This window comes from Arthrobacter sp. P2b (assembly GCF_900168295.1).
GTDB lineage: Bacteria > Actinomycetota > Actinomycetes > Actinomycetales > Micrococcaceae > Arthrobacter.
Map to the genome: position 1 here is coordinate 1 of NZ_FVZL01000006.1, position 16,799 is coordinate 16,799.

The following is a 16,799-nucleotide window of genomic DNA, read 5'->3' on the forward strand; positions in this document are numbered from 1 at the left end:
TCGAGGACACCATCGCCTGGTACCGCGACAACGAAGAATGGTGGCGGCCGCAGAAAGCAGCCACCGAAGCCAAATACAAGGAACAGGGCCAGTAGTCCATGTCTCTGGAGTTTTCGAAAAAGCTTTCTGCCCACGAAACCCCGATTCCCGGCGTCGTCCTTTATGACCTTCCGGTACATGGCGACAACCGGGGCTGGTTCAAGGAGAACTGGCAGCGGGAGAAAATGGTTGCCTTGGGGCTGCCGGATTTCCGCCCTGTCCAGAACAACATTTCGTTTAACGAAAAGGCAGGAACCACCCGCGGAATCCACGCGGAACCCTGGGACAAGTTCATCTCTGTCGCCACCGGCAGGATCTTTGGCGCCTGGGTGGATCTTCGTCAGGGTCCCTCTTTCGGTGCTGTCTTCACTGCGGAGCTGGACGCCAGCCAGGCAATTTTCATCCCCCGTGGCGTGGGCAACGCATTCCAGACCCTTGAGGACAACACGGCTTACACCTACCTCGTGAATGATCATTGGTCAGCTGACGCCCAAGGCCAGTACACCTTCCTGAATCTCGCCGATGAAACCGCGGCCATCCAGTGGCCCATTCCGTTGGGCCAGGCAGAGCTGTCGGACAAGGACAAGGCCCACCCGCGCCTGGCCGACGTGGTGCCCATGCCCGCCAAAAAAATCCTGGTGGTCGGTGCAAACGGACAATTGGGTAAAGCCCTGCGCAACCTTTATGAGGGCGACGGATCGGTCGAGTTTGCCGGCCGCGCAGAGTTCGATTTGGACAATCCGGACTCCTTCAAGGACCGCAACTGGAAAAACTACTCAACCATCATCAACGCGGCTGCCTACACGGCCGTCGATGCCGCCGAGACCCAGCAGGGCCGCGCCGCCGCCTGGGCGGTCAATGTCACAGCGGTATCCCGGTTGGCCCGGATCGCTGTCGAGTATGACCTGACGCTGGTCCACGTCTCGTCCGACTACGTCTTCGACGGCGCCCGGAACCTCCATGATGAGGAGGAGCCCCTCACCCCGCTGGGGGTGTATGGCCAGAGCAAAGCCGCCGGTGATGCGATCGTGGACGTCGTTCCCCGCCACTACATCGTCCGCACCAGCTGGGTCATCGGTGAAGGCAACAACTTTGTGCGCACCATGGCGTCCCTGGCCGACCGTGGCATCGAGCCCTCGGTTGTCAATGATCAAGTTGGCCGGCTGAGCTTCACCGAAGATATCGCTGCGGGCATCCGTCATCTGCTTGAGTCCGGTGCAGAGTACGGGACGTATAACCTCAGCAGTGACGGCGAGCCCCAGTCCTGGGCAGAACTCGCTGCGGACGTGTATGAGTTGTGCGGCAAGGCACGGACTGCTGTCACCGGAGTCAGCACCGCTGACTACTTCAAAGGAAAAGAAGCGGCACCGCGACCGCTGAACAGCGTCCTGGACCTGACAAAAATCAAGTCCACCGGATTTGAGCCGCCGTTGTCGAACATCCGCTTGGAGTCCTACGTAAAGAATGGACTGATCGATCAGTGACAGCACCCGCCCGTCACCCTGACACTCTCGTCATCATGCCTGCCTGGAATGAGTCAGAATCCATTGGAAACACCATCCGGGAAGTGTTTGAATTCGGCCCGCCATGCGATGTCCTGGTAGTAGACGACGGATCACGTGACGGCACTGCGCGGGTGGCCCGTGAGGCGGGAGCAACCGTACTGCAACTGCCGTTCAACATGGGTGTCGGAGGCGCTATGCGCACCGGCTTCAAGTATGCCAAAAGTCATGGCTACAAGCAGGTCATACAGGTTGATGCCGACGGGCAGCACGATCCGCGGGACATCAAGGCTGTGCTGGACGGCCTTCAGCACGCTGACATTGCTATCGGAGCCCGCTTCGCAGACAAGGGAAACTACACCGTACGCGGCCCCAGGAAGTGGGCCATGAAGGTATTGGCGTGGACGATTTCCCGTATTGCAGGTACCCCTTTAACTGACGTTACGTCGGGGTTCCGGGCAGCCAACATCAAAGCGATCCGCCAATATGTTGACCACTACCCGGCCGAGTACCTCGGGGATACCATCGACTCGTTGGTCGTCGCCATCCGTTCAGGATGCACTGTCAGGCAAGTGGCGGTCTCGATGCGCGCCCGCCAGGGCGGAACCCCAAGCCACGACCCAATGAAGGCAGCCATCTACCTCGGACGCTCAGGAATGGCCTTGCTGTTCGCTCTGACGCGGAAGAAAACCGAGCCGTCCACCAACTAGGAATCCAACATGTCGCTCCTTATGGGCTCCATCGTCGTCGTGGCGATCCTTTTCTTTGTGTTTGAAATGCTCCGCCGACAGAAACTTCGCGAGAAGTACGCCGTCCTGTGGATTGTCATCGGCATCGGCACTCTTCTACTTTCTGCCTTCCCTTCTCTCCTGGAGGAAGCCAGCGGGCTTATCGGCATTCAGGTGCCGGCAAACCTCCTTTTCATCATGACACTGATCCTTTTGGTGGGTGTCTGCCTTCATCTCTCCAGGGAACAGTCACAGGCTGAAGACGAGGTGCGAATCCTTTGCGAGGAACTGGCGCTGCTCAGGGCTGATCTCGCTGACATCCGGAGTCAGCTCGAGGTAAAGCCCGGCCAGGGAAGTGACCCGGGGCCTCAAAACCCATGACCCGTTGCCACTGCTGGCCGGTGGCGGCAACCGATACAAAAAAGGACGCCCCGGGGCGTCCTTTTTTGTATCCGTTGCTAGCTGAAGATGTGCTTTGCCAGCCTCGGCAGTGAATCGAATTTGCCTTTTCCGACCGACTTCAAGATCAGGGAGGCGGCGTTAAGGCGCGATGTTGTGTGAAAACTCGCGGCCCGCGACGCACCCTTCCAGCCCAAGCTGCTGAAGCGCTCGGCCTGCTGCTGGAAAAACTGCCGCTCCTCGTCAAAACGCCTGCCGTCCAGTGCACGCACTGAGGAGTCCGATGCCGAGTGCCGCCGATAGAGAAATGCCAGTACGGGATCAACAATCATCGAACCGTGCTCCGCCGCTATGTCCAGCAAAAGAGCCAGATCCTGGACGACGTCCAGTCCCTCGGTGAAGCCGATACGCTTGACCGTCTCGGAGCGCCAGGCAAGTGAAGGGAAGTAAGCCCAGTCCGCGCGGACCAGGCTTGTGGCCATGACCTCCCCTTTGAGCTCAATGCGCTCACTCGTCTTGGGGGCGTAAACCTTCTTCACGGCATCCACCAGCGGAGTGCAGGCAATGCCCTGTTCGTCTATCACCTGTACGCCTGGCTGAACCACATCGGCTCTGGGATATTCCTCAAAGGCACTTACGACCACGTCAAGGTAATTCGGAAGCATGATGTCATCGGCACCCATGATGACGACGTAGGGTGCTTCGACCAGAGTCAGCGCCTTGCGGTAGTTACCGTTGGCACCAAGATTTTCCTCATTTTTCAGGTACGTTACGCGAGGGTCGGTGATCGTTGAAAACCAGCGTTCCGGTTCCGGATCCGGATACCCGTCGTCGATGACAACAAGCCGCCAGTCCTGGTTCTCCTGATTCATTACGCTGCGGGCGGCGAGCTTCATTTGATGGACATCGCCGTAGTACGGCAACATTACGTCAACGGTCATGGACCTGAGGTTCCTTCCGTGGTTTTCGCCGGCGCTCTGAAGGCCCCTGCGACGCCCAGGCAGCCAACATTTGGGCAAGGCCTGGCGCGATCATCGTCGGTTTGATTATAGGCCAGGAGGGCCGTCCCCCGGCTCCTTGGGCCCTTTGCTAGACTGTTCTTCGTTTGATCAAGCCCCGCTCGACACGACTGAGCGGGTACATTCTGAAAGCGATATTCCGCACTTTATGGAACCCCTACCGACAGCCCTTCCGCGCATCAGCGTCTGCATGGCCGCCTACAACGGCGCAAGGCATATCAGGGAGCAGATCGAATCCATTCTTGCGGAGCTGTCCTCAACCGATGAACTGGTCATCATCGATGACTGTTCCACAGACGACACCAGGAACGTCATCAAAGGAATCGGCGATCAGCGAATCCGGTTAATCGCCGCCGCAACTAACGCCGGGTACGTGCGCACGTTTGAAAAAGCTCTTTCCGAAGCGAACGGCGAGTACGTTTTCCTCTCGGACCAGGATGATATCTGGATTCCAGGCCGCGCCGAACAGATGATTGCAGGCCTCCAAGACGCGGCCATGGTCGTCAGCAATTGCAAACATTTCGACGGCCCCCTCGGCCGGTTCCACCGAATCAGGCTTCGGCCCCAAGACTCCACGCACACTTTGCGTAACCTCATCGGCATCGTCGTGGGCTATCGGCTGCATTGGGGCTGCGCAATGGCATTCCGCCAGGAGATGCTGAGAAAAATCCTGCCCTTTCCCCCGCACATGAGGGAGTCCCACGACCAGTGGATTGCGATGGTGGGCATCGTCAACCGTTCGATCCGTTACTTGGAAGAGGACACCATCCTTCACCGGCTTCATGGGCAAAATCTGACCCCGCAAGGAATCCGAAGTGCGGGGAAGATCTTCGCCGCACGATGGGACTTTCTTCGAAACCTCGTCATCGCCGTGCGCAGGACCGTCTTCAACTAGCCCATGTACAACTTTTTTGGGGGCATTGGAATTAATAATCACTGCACCCAACCCGAGCAAAGGGACGGCATCGAAATTGCTCCTGACTCCTAACGGACGTGATGTGGCGGCAGTCGTCTCCGCATACTCCCCCACCAAAGAACTTGTAGAGAACGTGGCTTCGCTCAAGAGGTATGTCGAACACGTTATTGTTGTCGACGACGGGTCACCCACCGATGTGTCGGAAATTCTTTCGGATGTAGAGGCCACAGGCGCGAGAGTCCTCCGGCTGCCGGAAAATTGCGGTATCGCTGCCGCGCTTAATGCCGGAATGAAGCGCGCACGCGAACTATGGGAACCCGAGTGGTTAATCACCATGGATCAGGATTCCCGCTTTACCGGAAACTACGTTGAGGACGCTCTCGAGGTTGCCAGGTCGTCGAGTAGCCCGCAGACGGTTGGGCTCGTTGCCCCCCAGTTCCACAACAACATCAGGATGCCGCTGCTTGGTACGTCAGACGAGCCGGAGGTCTTCGACCCAATGCAGTCAGGCACTCTCATCAAGACATCCGTGCTTGACAGGGTGGGGTATCTCGACGAGGACTTCTTTATCGACTGCGTGGATTCAGAATTTAATGCCCGCGTCAGGGAAGCCGGTTTCCGGGCTCTCGCCAGTGCAGGCAGCAACCTTGCGCATTCGTTGGGGGACGCCAGGCCGCTGAAGATCCTGGGCTGGCATGCACGCATCGGCGAGAAGAAACTGAGTGTGCATTACCACTCGCCATTCCGCGTGTACTACATCACCCGGAACTCTTTCGTATTGATGCGGCGGTATGCGCTTAGCCAACCGAAATGGATCCTCCGCCGCCTGTATATGGAGCTCCAAAGCCACGCGGTGCGATTCGTTTATGGTCCCAACCGAAGGAAGCACCTTATCGGTTTCCTTTACGGTTTGCGGGACGGACTTATAAACCGCATGGGAAAAATCGATCCGCGGCTGGCCGAACGGCTTAGGTAGCCTTCAACGGGGTGCGGGGTTCATCCCGGTCACCCATCCGGTACTTTTCAAGGTTGTTCAGCCTCCGAAGACCCGGCAAAACCAGTGCGACAAAGAGCAGCGCCTCGCTGCATGCCATGCCTAGGGCTATGCCCTCCGCCCAGTTGCCTGTCCCTGCTGCCACCATGGTTCCCACCCCAAGAACAGCAGAGACGGCTGTCCACACCAGAATCAGTCTTTCGCCACCGAATGGTATGAGCAGATTCCTTGTGAAGGGCGAGGCGGCGGAGATGAAGAAGAAGGCGAGTCCATAGAAAAGACAGGTCAATTGGGTGGCCCGTACAGGGGCGCCAAAAAGGATCTCGGTTGCCCACGGTCCCAGCAGTGCCAGCAACCCGCCGCCAACAGTGCCCAGGGCAGCATGGGACCATATCGCAAGCAGATGTCTCCGGCGTTCGGAAGAGTCTCCTAGTTCAAGGACCCAGCCCTGGAAGGTGTTTCCCAACGCCATTACCGAGAAGAGGCCAAAGCGGTAAACAGTATCAGCCGAGCCGAACTGTCCTGCGGTGGCCGGATCCACGGACGCCTGCGCGATGGGGAGCGGCGTCGCGGCGTAGGTATTTCCGGAAGCGCCGATGCCGGCGGAAGCCATCTGCGACTTCAGTATGCCGGTCGTCGCCCGCCAGTGTGTGAAAGTATTCCGGCCGCGCGGAACGGCCCACCGCTGGAACACGAACATGCTTATTGCCACGGCCAAGACCAAAAGGACTCCGTAAAGCCAGATGAACCCGGTGGCCAGCACAACGGGTATGGCGATAAGCGTGGCAACAACCCGCGGGACCGTGTCGAACTTCGCCAGCAGGGACGGCTGACCCACCCCAATGCAGTACCAGGCTACGGACAGTCCCCCTAATGCAGTGGTCCATGACATCGCGACCGCTTCGAGTCTCAGCTCAGGGACAGCGAGGAATGCGGCGAGAAACGACACCACTGGTAAGACCACGAGGGTCAGCACCAAGCGAGTCCTGATGCTCTCGCGATAGAGCTCCGCGCGGAATGCCGGTGACGGGTTTTGCGCAATTTGAACGGGACCCTGGATGTTCCATCCCCAGCTGATCACTGTCGCTCCGAAAGTGCCGATGGTTTGGCCGGCCAGCAGGCTGGACCAGCCCACCTCACCGACCAGGCGCGCAAGAATGGGAAGCAACAAAAAGGGTGTCACTAGAGACAGCAGAGGCAGCCCTGTGAAGCCCAGCAGCCGGATAATCACGGTTTTCATAGTGGATGGACCTCAATGTTCATGAATTCGCCCCAAGGACTGCTGCAAACTCCGCTGTTCAGTTTCTTCTCCCCGCTTGTCCAAGAGCATGGCAAAATCAAATCCCGCAAGCCGTGATGCGGTAGAGTGTCGCTCCGTCCTGTGAATCCACAACCTCCGCAACACCGCTTTCTTTCAAATTATCGAGCCCTTGGTAGTCAATGGTTCGTCCTTCACCGTTGTTAACTTGGCGGTCGCCAAAATCCAAAACATATTCCGCCTCAAGATCACGAACGGCTGCACACACGGCTGTATCAACGGCAGCCATGTTGAGGTGCGCAAAGACGTACAGGGCCTCGTCCGAAACGGCGCCAAGAATGTGCGGCTGGAGGGTTTGGCGCTGGGAAAGGGCGTATGCCAGCGAACTGCCGGTCCAGGGATTACCGACCACCACAGCGTCCGGCGGCACTTCTTCCCGGACGCGCTCCAATATGGCCATCTCCTCTGAGTCCAAAAGGGGTGCATCCGAACCCATCGCATAGTTGCGCGCAGCTGACGTTTGAGCAGCGTCCAGGTTCTCCTGCTGCGTCACTGCTATAAGTGTCGAGACCGCCACGACTGCAGCAACAGAAGTCACCCCGATGGTCAGCGCGGGACTACCGTAGTCCTTGATCCGGATTCTTTTCCGGCGTGTTTTCACGAGCAGGCGCTTCAGGCCATCCCAACAGAACGCGGCACCCAGAACGGCTATGGGCAGAAGAACGATGGGGACTATCGCGGCAAGGCGTTGCGGGTCGTTGTACCAGACCCCGGTAAGGAACGTTCGGATCCGGCCAGGCCGGCCTGCTACGGCCATGAAAAACAGGATCGCGACAGCAGCATACGCGCCCAGAAGCCAATAGCGCTTGCTCCTGGCAGCCACGCCGAGCCCCACCATTGCCAATGCCATAACTGCCCATGATTCCGGCCGGTCGATGCCTGAACTGCTGACGAAGTCCCAAATCGCGTCCGTCCATGTGGCGACCGGCGGCCATGTTGCCGCCGCTTCAGGTGGCCTGACGACCTTCCACAGCGCAACGCAAACCGCTCCCGCTGCAACGAGCAGCACCACCCTCGCGGCACCCCAGCGCCAAATTCCACTTCGGGGCGTGCAGCGGAAATTCCACTGCCACCAGCAGATGACCGCGGCAGCGGCAAGCAACGGCAAAAGTGTCAAGACGCCGCTGGGATGCGAAAGTGCCAGCCCCGGCAGCGTCGCCAGGAAGAGAAACCACATTGCGCAGGGCTGCGCGGGACCATCTGCCGAAAACCGGAACGCCTGGATGCCGAGGGCCCACACGAAGGGAAGCAGAGCCAGGGCGAGAAAGTTGGGGTAAAGGACTCCAAAGTCCACCATGAGAAGCGGATAGGCGCCGAACGCTGCGGAAAGCACGCCGGCAGCAATGACCGCAGCGGGACGGCTCCCCACAGTCACCTGCGCCAAGTAGACGCAACCGGCCGGCCAGACAACAGCCCCTACACAGACGTTAATGACATTCGCGGCCACAGGGATGCTTGCCCCAGTGAGCTGGCTCAGGAGCGAGACAAGATCGTGCCAAGCGGCGGGGTAAAAGCCTCCCCCCGTCATGTCGCCAACCGAAAAGGACGATCCCGAGCGGTGATCGAGGATGAATTGAACTGCATTCATGTGAAACACGTTGTCGAATGTCTGGGACAAGGCGTCCGGCTGGGCTATCGCGCCCATCATCCGGACGGCCACCAGTACCGCGGCGATAATCAAACCCAGGCTGACTGCCCTGCGGTAACCCACACCGGCCTTTTCCGACAGTGCGGGGATCTTCCACAACAAGGTCTTGCGTGCCGTCAGCACCACAACAAGCGCCGCTGCCGTTGCAGCCGCAAGAGCGAGAGCGGACCAATCAAGTCCGACAACTGGAGCGACTATTGCGGCGGAAGCCACAAGCGAGAGGCTCAGCGTGGGCGCTGACGCATACAAAAGGAAACCGCGGACTCCAGCCACCCAGGCCACAACAGCGCCGGGGACGAACAGCAGCGTCAAAGCAGCAAAGAACGCTGGCGCCTCCGACCACCAGGACATACAAAACCTTACTGTTGACGGCGGCTGTAGTAGGCTGCCTCGCAACTTGCCGCGGCAAGGAGGCTCCCTGACCTCAGCGATTCTACTTGACGAGCAAGGCTGAGGCCCAAAATAGCCGCAGTGCAGTGACTGGACCCGCCCGCCGTGTGGCTCTGCCGGAATAACGCCGTGCCCTCCTGGCCGCGTAGGCTAGGCACGTGAAACGTCGAGACAAGAAGATAACACAGCCAAGAATTACATCCCCGCTGGGCCTCTGCGGCATCGCCGTTTTGGCAACTGTCTTGACCACAACAGCATGCACGGCACCACCGCCCGCCGTCAGCGATGATGCGCTAAGGGGCAGCCTGGTGGGCGTCGGGAACGGCTCAATGAGTGCGCTCGTCGCTGCATGGCAGGAAGGCTGGAGGGGGCCGAACCCAGCAGTATCCGTGGCTTTCTCCCCCGACGGGGGCACAACCGGGATAGACGCCTTGGCACGGGAACAGACGCACTTCGCTACGTCGACGATGCCAGGATCTGTGGAGCTGCCAGCTTCCAGCGGACAACTCTGCGGCCCGTCCGGACCACTCATCCTTCCGGCGGCCGTGCTCCCGGTCGGCGTAGCTTACAACCTCCCCGGAATCCGGAACGTAAAACTCAACGCGGGCATCCTGTCCGGCATCCTGCTTAGGGAGATCACCCGTTGGAATGACCCGCGGATCGCCCAGGAGAATCCGGGGCTGGATCTGCCCGACATCGAAATTACACCTTTGCTGTCTGACGATGACCAGGACGTCACGGAGGCCGTGACCGAGTACCTGTCAAAAGAGGCAGGCAGCGAATGGGGCTTCGGGATTTCTGCCGAGTGGCCTGAATCAGTGGATGTAAAAGTGGACACGAAGCCGATCGCAATCGCGTCAGACCTCGACGATACAGTGGGCGGGCTGGCAGTCTTTGAACGTGGCATCATCGGGTCGCGCTTTTCGACCGCCTCGTTGCAATTCGATGGAACGTACCAGTCATTCTCGCCGGACTCAGTCCTCGCCGCCATCGAAGCAGGAAATACGGCCAGTACGGCACCTGGCGCCCTCGAGCAGGAACTCGACGGCAAGGCTGGATACGCATTGGCTGTGAAGGAATACGTGGTGTTGTGCCGGGAGTACCCGCACGTGGAAATCGCGAAGCTTGTCAGCTCCTGGGGGGAAGCAATCTTCAGTGAGACTGGTCAGCGAAACGCCAACATTTTCGCCAGCGCTTTGCCACCAAACAGTAAAACGTCGGATCAAGCCAAAAAGCTGATTGCCGCAATCGTGGAGGGAACTGAGTGAGCGGATTGACGCACCCCTCGGGCAGTGCACAACGAACAAGTGAGACCACCATCCACCTTCATCAAATGGAAGTCGCCGGTTCGAAGGCCCAACCTGCATTGAAAAGCGGCCGAAAGCTGTTCTTCCAGCTTTTCGGACTCTTTGCGCTCCTTATTTCCCTGTGGGCTTTGGCCACACCACTTATGGCATTCCCGGACGAGCCGGCCCACACGATTAAGGCCGCTGCAGTAGTAAGGGGTCAGATAACTGTCCAGGAGGGATCGTCCTTCGGACACGGGGTCCATGTGAAGGTGCCGGCGTACATCGCCAATCTCGATGCCCAGAGATGCTACAAATTCCGGCCGGACACGTCAGCGGGATGCGCACCGCCCATCCCCGCAAGCGATACGTACGAGACTATCGGCGTCACGACAGCTGGAACTTACAATCCCATGTACTACTGGATTGTTGGGCTGCCAAGCCTGTGGCTCAGTGGAGCTCCCGCCCTCTACACGATGCGCATCGTCAGCTCAGTCCTTACAGCAGTTTTCCTGGCGGCCGGGTTCACTGCCCTGTCAAGATTCCTCCGGCCACAGATACCCGTCGTCCTGGCCAGCGTCAGCATGACGCCCATGGTCCTGTTCCTGGGGTCTGGAATCAATCCGAACTCCCTCGAAGTTGCAGCGACAATGGCAGCCTTTTGTGGCTTCATTGTCCTTTTGGACAATGCCCACAGGCCACAGGCCATCAAGCCTGCGGTCATGACGGTCGTGGCAGCGTCAGCGATCCTCGCCAATACCCGTCAGGTGTCGCTGGTATGGCTGTTGTGCGCTCTCATTGTCGGGCTGTCCTTCTACCAGCGCCGGTCGATCATCACGGCCTTCCAAAACAAGTACGTCCTCCTTGCGGTTGCGGCGACGGTTCCGGGGGTCCTGCTCGGCATCACATGGATTCTGCTGATGCTTAACGCCCCGGCTTCGGCTGGCGTTGCGCCTATTGGGATCATCAACCCCCTTCCCGGCGTACGTGCCGACCAGGGCTTCGTTACCATGCTGGACAGATTCTTCGGCTTCTTCCCCCAATACGTTGGCGTTATGGGTTGGCTGGACAGCCGCCTGCCTGATGCTGTCCAGATGTTCTGGAGCTTCCTGATTGTGGTCGCGCTCCTGTTGCCGCTGGCCGTCCGTCCATGGCGCCGCACCGCAGGATATTGGATCGCCCTTGCACTCCTGCTGATCGTTCCCGCAGTCCTCCAGGCTCAAGTAGTGGCAACCATGGGATTTATTTGGCAGGGCCGCTACAACCTTCCCCTTTTCCTGGTGCTCCTGATCGCCGCCGGGATCGCTGTCAGGCATTTGCGGATCAGCCAAACGGAGCCGGCGAAGTCAGTCGGACGCGTTGTACTGTTGGCCGGGGTTTTCGCCCACGGGCTGGCCTTTGCATATATTCTGCGGCGCTATGTAGTGGGTATTCGCGAGCTGGCCAACTGGCAGATCATGATTACCAATCCCGGGTGGCAGCCGCCCCTCGGGTGGCTGGCGCTGTGCGTGGCTTACGTCGCCTTGGTGGCATTTGCAGCTCACTGCCTCTACGGTTACGTCTTCCCGGGCTGCGCACTCTTGAAATGGCCGTCTCGGACGTCCTCCACGAAGCGCTGGCCGGTTGCCGTGCCTGCTGAACCATTGCCAGCCAAGACCGCTGCGGACTCCCACTCCAGGTCGTAAAAGTTTCCCGCCGGCCCCAGCTGCACGTCTCGCAGGAGGCGCTGCAGTTGGGGCATCAGGCCGTCGCGGTGCGCGCCCTGAGTTCCGAGACGACTTCGTGGACCTCGCCGTCCATGATGACTTCGCCGTGTTCAAGGAGGATTCCCCGCTCACAGACGGTGGAAACCAGGTCAAGGTCGTGGCTGACTACAAAGAGGGTCTTACCCTTGTCGGACAATTCCTTGATCTTGGCGATGCATTTCCGCTGGAATGGCTCATCGCCCACAGCCAGGATCTCATCTATGAGGAACACTTCCGGGTCAGTGTGTACGGCGATGGAGAATGCGAGCCGGAGATACATACCGGACGAGTAGAACTTGACTTCAGTGTCGATGAATTCACCAATCTCAGAGAATTCAACGATGGAATCGAACATCTCGTCGATCTGGCTCTCGCTCATGCCCAAGATCGCGCCATTAAGGTACACGTTGTCCCGGCCACTGAGGTCATGGTGGAAGCCCGCTCCCACCTCAATAAGTCCGGCGACTCGCCCGCGCGTGTGAACTGTCCCGCCGTCGGGCTGGAGAACGCCCGAGATGAGCTTGAGGAGCGTCGACTTTCCGCTGCCGTTGAGCCCTAGCAGGGCAACTGTTTCACCCTGCTGAACATCGAGGGACACGTCAGTCAGTGCCATGAATTTCTTGGACAGGTCACCCTTCCGTCCCTTGACCAGCCAGACGACAGCCTCTTTCATTGACCGGGTGTGCCGTAGGACGAACTGCTTCCGCAGTTTTTTGCAGCTGATGGCGACATCGCCTCGTGCAGTCACGTTAAAGCTCCTGTGCAAAATGGACGGCCGAGCGGCGGAAGGCCAGCTGGCCCACGAACAACACAGCGATGGAAATAAGGTAGGCGACCGGAAGCCATACGGTCATGAGGTCTGGCGGCATCGATGCAAGTCCCACCTGGTCCTCCTTCAAGGTGGGGAACCAGAATGCCCAGTGGAAAATTTCGACGGCCACAGTCATGGGGTTGAGCTGGTAAACCCAGTACCACGAGCCCATGACGTCCTGCACCATCGTCCAGACGTAGAGCACCGGGGACGCCCATGTAACCACCATGAGGATCATATCGACGATATTTTCCGAATCACGGAAGTACACATTGGCGGCGCTGAACAGAAGGCCAAGCCCTGTAGCAAGGACGGAAACCAATATGAAGGCCAGGATGGCGGCGGCGAGCTGGAGGAGGGACGGGGTCCATCCCGCAATGAGGCAAGCACCCATCAGCACTACCAGCTGAGGCAGGAAATGCGCCGCCGAAACCCACACCGTCGCAACCGGGAAGAGTTCACGGGGCAAGTAAATTTTCCGGATAAGGTCGCGGTTGTCGACGATGGATCTTGTGGCGTTACCCAACGATTCCGTGAAGAAGTTCACCAGGACAATGCCCGCAAACAGATAGATAGCGTAGTTGGGAGTCCCCCGCTGAAGGTTGAGGAAGATCCCCAAGGCCACGAAATATATCAGGAACTGCATCAGTGGCTTGACGTAAGACCACAGCAGTCCCAAGACCGAGCCGCGGTACCGCACCTTGATCTCTTTACGCACCAACAGCTTGAGCAGGAAGCGGTGGTCGTAAACGTCAAGCAGGCCGCGCCCCTGGCCAGGGCGAATCATATCGTTTGTGGTGCCGGCCATCTACTTTGAGTCCTCTGCGGCGTCAAAGGTCTTTTTCCACGACTCCATCGAGCTGACTTCGGACACGGCGTTGCGGTACTGTTCGGCGAGCCGGTCCCACTCCCGGAACAGCCGCACGTGCAGGCGTGTTGCCTCCGTCAGCATTGACTTGAGCTTTTTCGGGTCGCGCTGATACCAGGACGCACCCGTTCCTTCAGCATTGGACACTACGACGCTGTCGTAGTGGGCCACCCTGAACCAGCGGTTGTCCCGGTGGGCGAGATACCCTTGGGGCCGCTCAGCACTTTCGGGTCCGGGCGCCTTGATGAGCTGCCGCGCAACTGTCTTGATGCCCCAAGGTATGAGCTCCTTCTTGCTGGGCATTCCTACGACGGTTCCTCCCATTGGCCCCCGTCCCAGCTTGGGAGCGGGAAAGTCGTCAACGTCGTCTTTCAACTGGGCGTCGGGATAGGACGCCTTAAGCGCGTTGATTTCAGGCAGCTTTAAGCCAAGCACTTCATGGAGGACGTGTGGCCCCTTAAAGAGATCCTTTAAGGCCTCGATACGACCGTGTTCCGTGAAGTACTGCATCGACACCAGGTGCTTAACGTCCGACTGGACGGATTCACGCAGGACCCGCCCGCCCTTTGGATAGGGGCTGTGGATCAGGGTAGTGATCAGCCTGTTGCGTTCGTGAAAGTATGCCTGCCACCCGACGAGGTCGTCCTTGTCGAGCCATGAGACGTGCCAAACGGCGGCCCCGGGAAGAGACACCGTTGCGAACCCGGCTTCCCGCGCGCGCAACCCGTATTCGGCATCGTCCCATTTGATAAACAGCGGCAGTGACAGGCCGATTTCCCGGATTACTTCTGTGGGGATGAGGCACATCCACCACCCGTTGTAATCCACGTCTACACGCCGGTGCAGCCAAGCCGTCTGGCGGAGGTTGGCGATACTGAAGTCGTGCCGCACATCCATGTCTGCGTGTGGCAGCGCGGGCACAATCCGGAAGGGGTCAACTACCTCGCCGAACGTATGGAGCACGCTGCGGTTGTAGAGGTCAAACATGTGGCCACCGACGATGGTCGGCTTTCGGCAGTGGTCGGCGAACGTCACCAGCCGGACGATGCTTTCCGGTTCCACCACAATGTCGTCATCCAACAGCAGGACATAGTCGCTGCCGTTCTCCACCGCTTCGTACATGCCCCTCGCGAAGCCACCTGATCCGCCAAGATTTGCCTGGTTGATGATCCTGAGCTTGTCGCCCAGCGCTTCCTTTACGGCTGCAAAACCATCTTCTGCTTCGACCTTTTGTGTTCCCTGGTCGACTATCAGGATCTCCTTGACGTTCTTGAGAACGTCTGGATTCTCCGCGAGGATTCGGGCGTTGTTGAGGCAAAAATCAGGTTTGTTCATTGTGGTGATCTGAAGGGTCACCTGGCCCTTGGCACTCTCGCCACCCTCAGCCTGCCATTCACCGTTTTCCAGCAGAAGTTCACCGGAACTTGCCGCCAGGTCGAACCAGTACCATCCGCCGTCGCCGAATGGCTTGAGGGTGAGGTCAAAGACCGACGTAGCGGCACCGTCGACGTGTTGTCCGGCGACGCGCTGTACTGACCCGCGTGCATTGGACTTGTAAACGGTGACCGTTCCCGTTCCTCTGGTGCTGACGACCAGGCGGATATCCCTGACGGACGTCCACCGGCGCCAATAGCTCGCCGGGAACGCGTTGAAGTATGTGCCGAAGGAAATTTGCTCCCCTGACCGGACCCGCATGGAGTGTCTGGAGAGCAGATCCTCAAAGTGGGCTTCACGGCCGCCCGAGCTGAACATCTGCAGCTTCTCTTCCGGCAGCTTCGGCGTACGGGCCAACTCATCGTTTTCCCTCAACCGGATGCCGCTGGCGGTGCCCGCGTCCGCGTACAAAGGAACAGTGTCCGGCTGGTCCGGCGAAGGGAGAATCACCCGCTGAAGGGTCGACCAGCCCTGCGCTTCGTTCATGCGTCCACGCCTCCGCTTTCCAGCTTTGCGCCGCTTACATAATGCGGCCGGATCTTGTTGTCGAACATGCTCAGTGCTGCGCCGATGGCCATGTGCATGTCCAGGTACTTGTACGTCCCCAGCCTGCCGCCGAACAGAACGTCCCTCTCAGCAGCCGCCAAATCGCGGTACTTGAGCAAGCGCTCCCTGTCCGCGGAAGTATTGACGGGGTAGTACGGCTCGTCGCCCTTCTCCGCAAAGCGTGAGAACTCGCGCATGATGACGGTCTTCTCCGTCTGGTAATCACGCTCGGGGTGGAAGTGGCGCGGTTCGATGACCCGGGTGTAGGGAACGTCGTCGTCGTTGTAGTTCACAACTGACGTGCCCTGGAAGTCCTCGATGTCGAGCACTTCTTCCTCGAAGTCAATAGTGCGCCAGGAGAGGTCGCCCTCGGCGTAATCGAAGTAGCGGTCAACGGGTCCGGTGTACACCACCGGAATGTTGCCTACAACCTTATTCTTGCTGTACTCGTGCGACTCGTCGAAGAAGTCCGTGTTGAGCCGTACTTCGATGTTCGGGTGTTCGGCCATCTTTTCGATCCACGCGGTGTAGCCGTTGGTGGGCAGGCCCTCGTACTTGTCATTGAAGTACCGGTTGTCGTAGTTGTAACGGACGGGCAGCCGCGAGATGATTCCGGCGGGCAGGTCCTTGGGGTCCGTCTGCCACTGCTTGCCGGTGTAATGCTTGATGAAGGCTTCATAAAGCGGGCGGCCAATCAGCTGGATGCCCTTGTCATTCAGGTTCTGCGGATCGGTGCCGGCAAGCTCGCCCGCCTGCTCCTGGATAAGCTCCCGTGCCTGGCCCGGCGTCAGGTTGGCACGGAAAAACTGGTTAATAGTGGCCAGGTTGATGGGCAGGGAATAGACCTCACCCTTGTGCACGCCGTATACCTTGTGGACGTAGTTCGTGAACGTCGTGAACCGGTTCACGTACTCCCACACGCGCTCGTTGGACGTATGGAACAGGTGTGCTCCGTAGCGGTGCACCTCGATACCGGTCTGCTCTTCTTTTTCGCTGTAGGCATTGCCGCCAATGTGGTGGCGGCGGTCGATGACAACGACCTTCAAGCCCAGCTCGGTAGCGGCCTGTTCGGCGATTGTCAGGCCAAAAAAGCCAGACCCTACGATGACAAGGTCAGCGGTCACAAATTCTCCTGGTTTGAATGCGGGCAGCGCAA

14 protein-coding genes are annotated in these 16,799 nt (G+C 59.0%); 7 read left to right on the plus strand and 7 right to left on the minus strand.

From position 1 onward, the window contains the following. The first annotated feature begins 98 nt into the window (after window positions 1-98). Genes B5520_RS11640 through B5520_RS11650 form a run of 3 tightly spaced genes read left to right on the plus strand, consistent with a single transcriptional unit; the run spans window position 99 to window position 2,650 of the window. Window positions 99-1,523: a sugar nucleotide-binding protein gene (locus B5520_RS11640; RefSeq protein WP_079597237.1), complete on the plus strand. Its 1,425-nt coding sequence runs from the start codon at window positions 99-101 to the stop codon at window positions 1,521-1,523. Beyond that, complete coding sequence (locus B5520_RS11645) at window positions 1,520-2,251, plus strand: glycosyltransferase family 2 protein (protein WP_275727731.1); 732 nt, start codon at window positions 1,520-1,522, stop codon at window positions 2,249-2,251. Before B5520_RS11640 ends, B5520_RS11645 begins: the two co-directional genes overlap by 4 nt. A gap of 9 nt (window positions 2,252-2,260) precedes the next feature. Beyond that, on the plus strand, window positions 2,261-2,650 hold the full coding sequence (locus B5520_RS11650) for a DUF2304 domain-containing protein (protein WP_079597238.1): 390 nt from the start codon (window positions 2,261-2,263) through the stop codon (window positions 2,648-2,650). Between the two features lie 77 nt (window positions 2,651-2,727). On the opposite strand, the gene B5520_RS11655 is transcribed toward B5520_RS11650, so the two are convergent. Next, the gene (locus B5520_RS11655; RefSeq protein WP_079597239.1) at window positions 2,728-3,609 is read right to left on the minus strand and encodes a glycosyltransferase family 2 protein; all 882 of its coding nucleotides are present in this window, start codon (window positions 3,607-3,609) and stop codon (window positions 2,728-2,730) included. A 226-nt stretch (window positions 3,610-3,835) separates the two neighbouring features. Here B5520_RS11655 and B5520_RS11660 point away from each other — a divergent pair, with 226 nt between their 5' ends. Both B5520_RS11660 and B5520_RS11665 read left to right on the plus strand, forming a co-directional pair. Further along, window positions 3,836-4,582 (plus strand): glycosyltransferase, encoded by a 747-nt coding sequence (locus B5520_RS11660; RefSeq protein WP_079597240.1) that lies wholly within the window; start codon window positions 3,836-3,838, stop codon window positions 4,580-4,582. Between the two features lie 103 nt (window positions 4,583-4,685). Continuing rightward, on the plus strand, window positions 4,686-5,579 hold the full coding sequence (locus B5520_RS11665) for a glycosyltransferase (RefSeq protein WP_176156847.1): 894 nt from the start codon (window positions 4,686-4,688) through the stop codon (window positions 5,577-5,579). Here the strand turns inward: B5520_RS11665 and B5520_RS11670 are convergent. Beyond that, window positions 5,572-6,837, minus strand: a complete 1,266-nt coding sequence (locus tag B5520_RS11670) for a polysaccharide biosynthesis protein (protein ID WP_176156848.1) — start codon at window positions 6,835-6,837, stop codon at window positions 5,572-5,574. The genes B5520_RS11665 and B5520_RS11670 overlap by 8 nt on opposite strands. A 97-nt stretch (window positions 6,838-6,934) precedes the next feature. Further along, window positions 6,935-8,914: a DUF6541 family protein gene (locus B5520_RS11675; protein WP_079597242.1), complete on the minus strand. Its 1,980-nt coding sequence runs from the start codon at window positions 8,912-8,914 to the stop codon at window positions 6,935-6,937. Window positions 8,915-9,111: 197 nt separating this feature from the next. Between B5520_RS11675 and B5520_RS11680 the strand changes: the two genes are divergently transcribed. Further along, window positions 9,112-10,221, plus strand: coding sequence for a substrate-binding domain-containing protein (locus B5520_RS11680; RefSeq protein ID WP_079597243.1), 1,110 nt, complete (start codon window positions 9,112-9,114; stop codon window positions 10,219-10,221). Window positions 10,222-10,286: 65 nt separating this feature from the next. Further along, window positions 10,287-11,924 carry a DUF2142 domain-containing protein gene (locus tag B5520_RS11685; RefSeq protein WP_104443478.1) on the plus strand — a complete coding sequence of 546 codons (1,638 nt, stop codon included), beginning with the start codon at window positions 10,287-10,289 and terminating at the stop codon, window positions 11,922-11,924. Window positions 11,925-11,979: 55 nt separating this feature from the next. Here B5520_RS11685 and B5520_RS11690 read toward each other — a convergent pair whose 3' ends face one another. The 4 genes from B5520_RS11690 to glf are packed head-to-tail and all read right to left on the minus strand — an operon-like array spanning window position 11,980 to window position 16,767. After that, window positions 11,980-12,732, minus strand: a complete 753-nt coding sequence (locus B5520_RS11690) for an ABC transporter ATP-binding protein (protein ID WP_254865553.1) — start codon at window positions 12,730-12,732, stop codon at window positions 11,980-11,982. A gap of 1 nt (window position 12,733) precedes the next feature. Beyond that, on the minus strand, window positions 12,734-13,603 hold the full coding sequence (locus tag B5520_RS22415) for an ABC transporter permease (RefSeq protein ID WP_104443479.1): 870 nt from the start codon (window positions 13,601-13,603) through the stop codon (window positions 12,734-12,736). Continuing rightward, on the minus strand, window positions 13,604-15,583 hold the full coding sequence (locus tag B5520_RS11695) for a glycosyltransferase (protein ID WP_104443480.1): 1,980 nt from the start codon (window positions 15,581-15,583) through the stop codon (window positions 13,604-13,606). Then, on the minus strand, window positions 15,580-16,767 hold the full coding sequence (gene glf / locus B5520_RS11700) for a UDP-galactopyranose mutase (protein WP_079597245.1): 1,188 nt from the start codon (window positions 16,765-16,767) through the stop codon (window positions 15,580-15,582). Before glf ends, B5520_RS11695 begins: the two co-directional genes overlap by 4 nt. Window positions 16,768-16,799 lie beyond the last annotated feature (32 nt).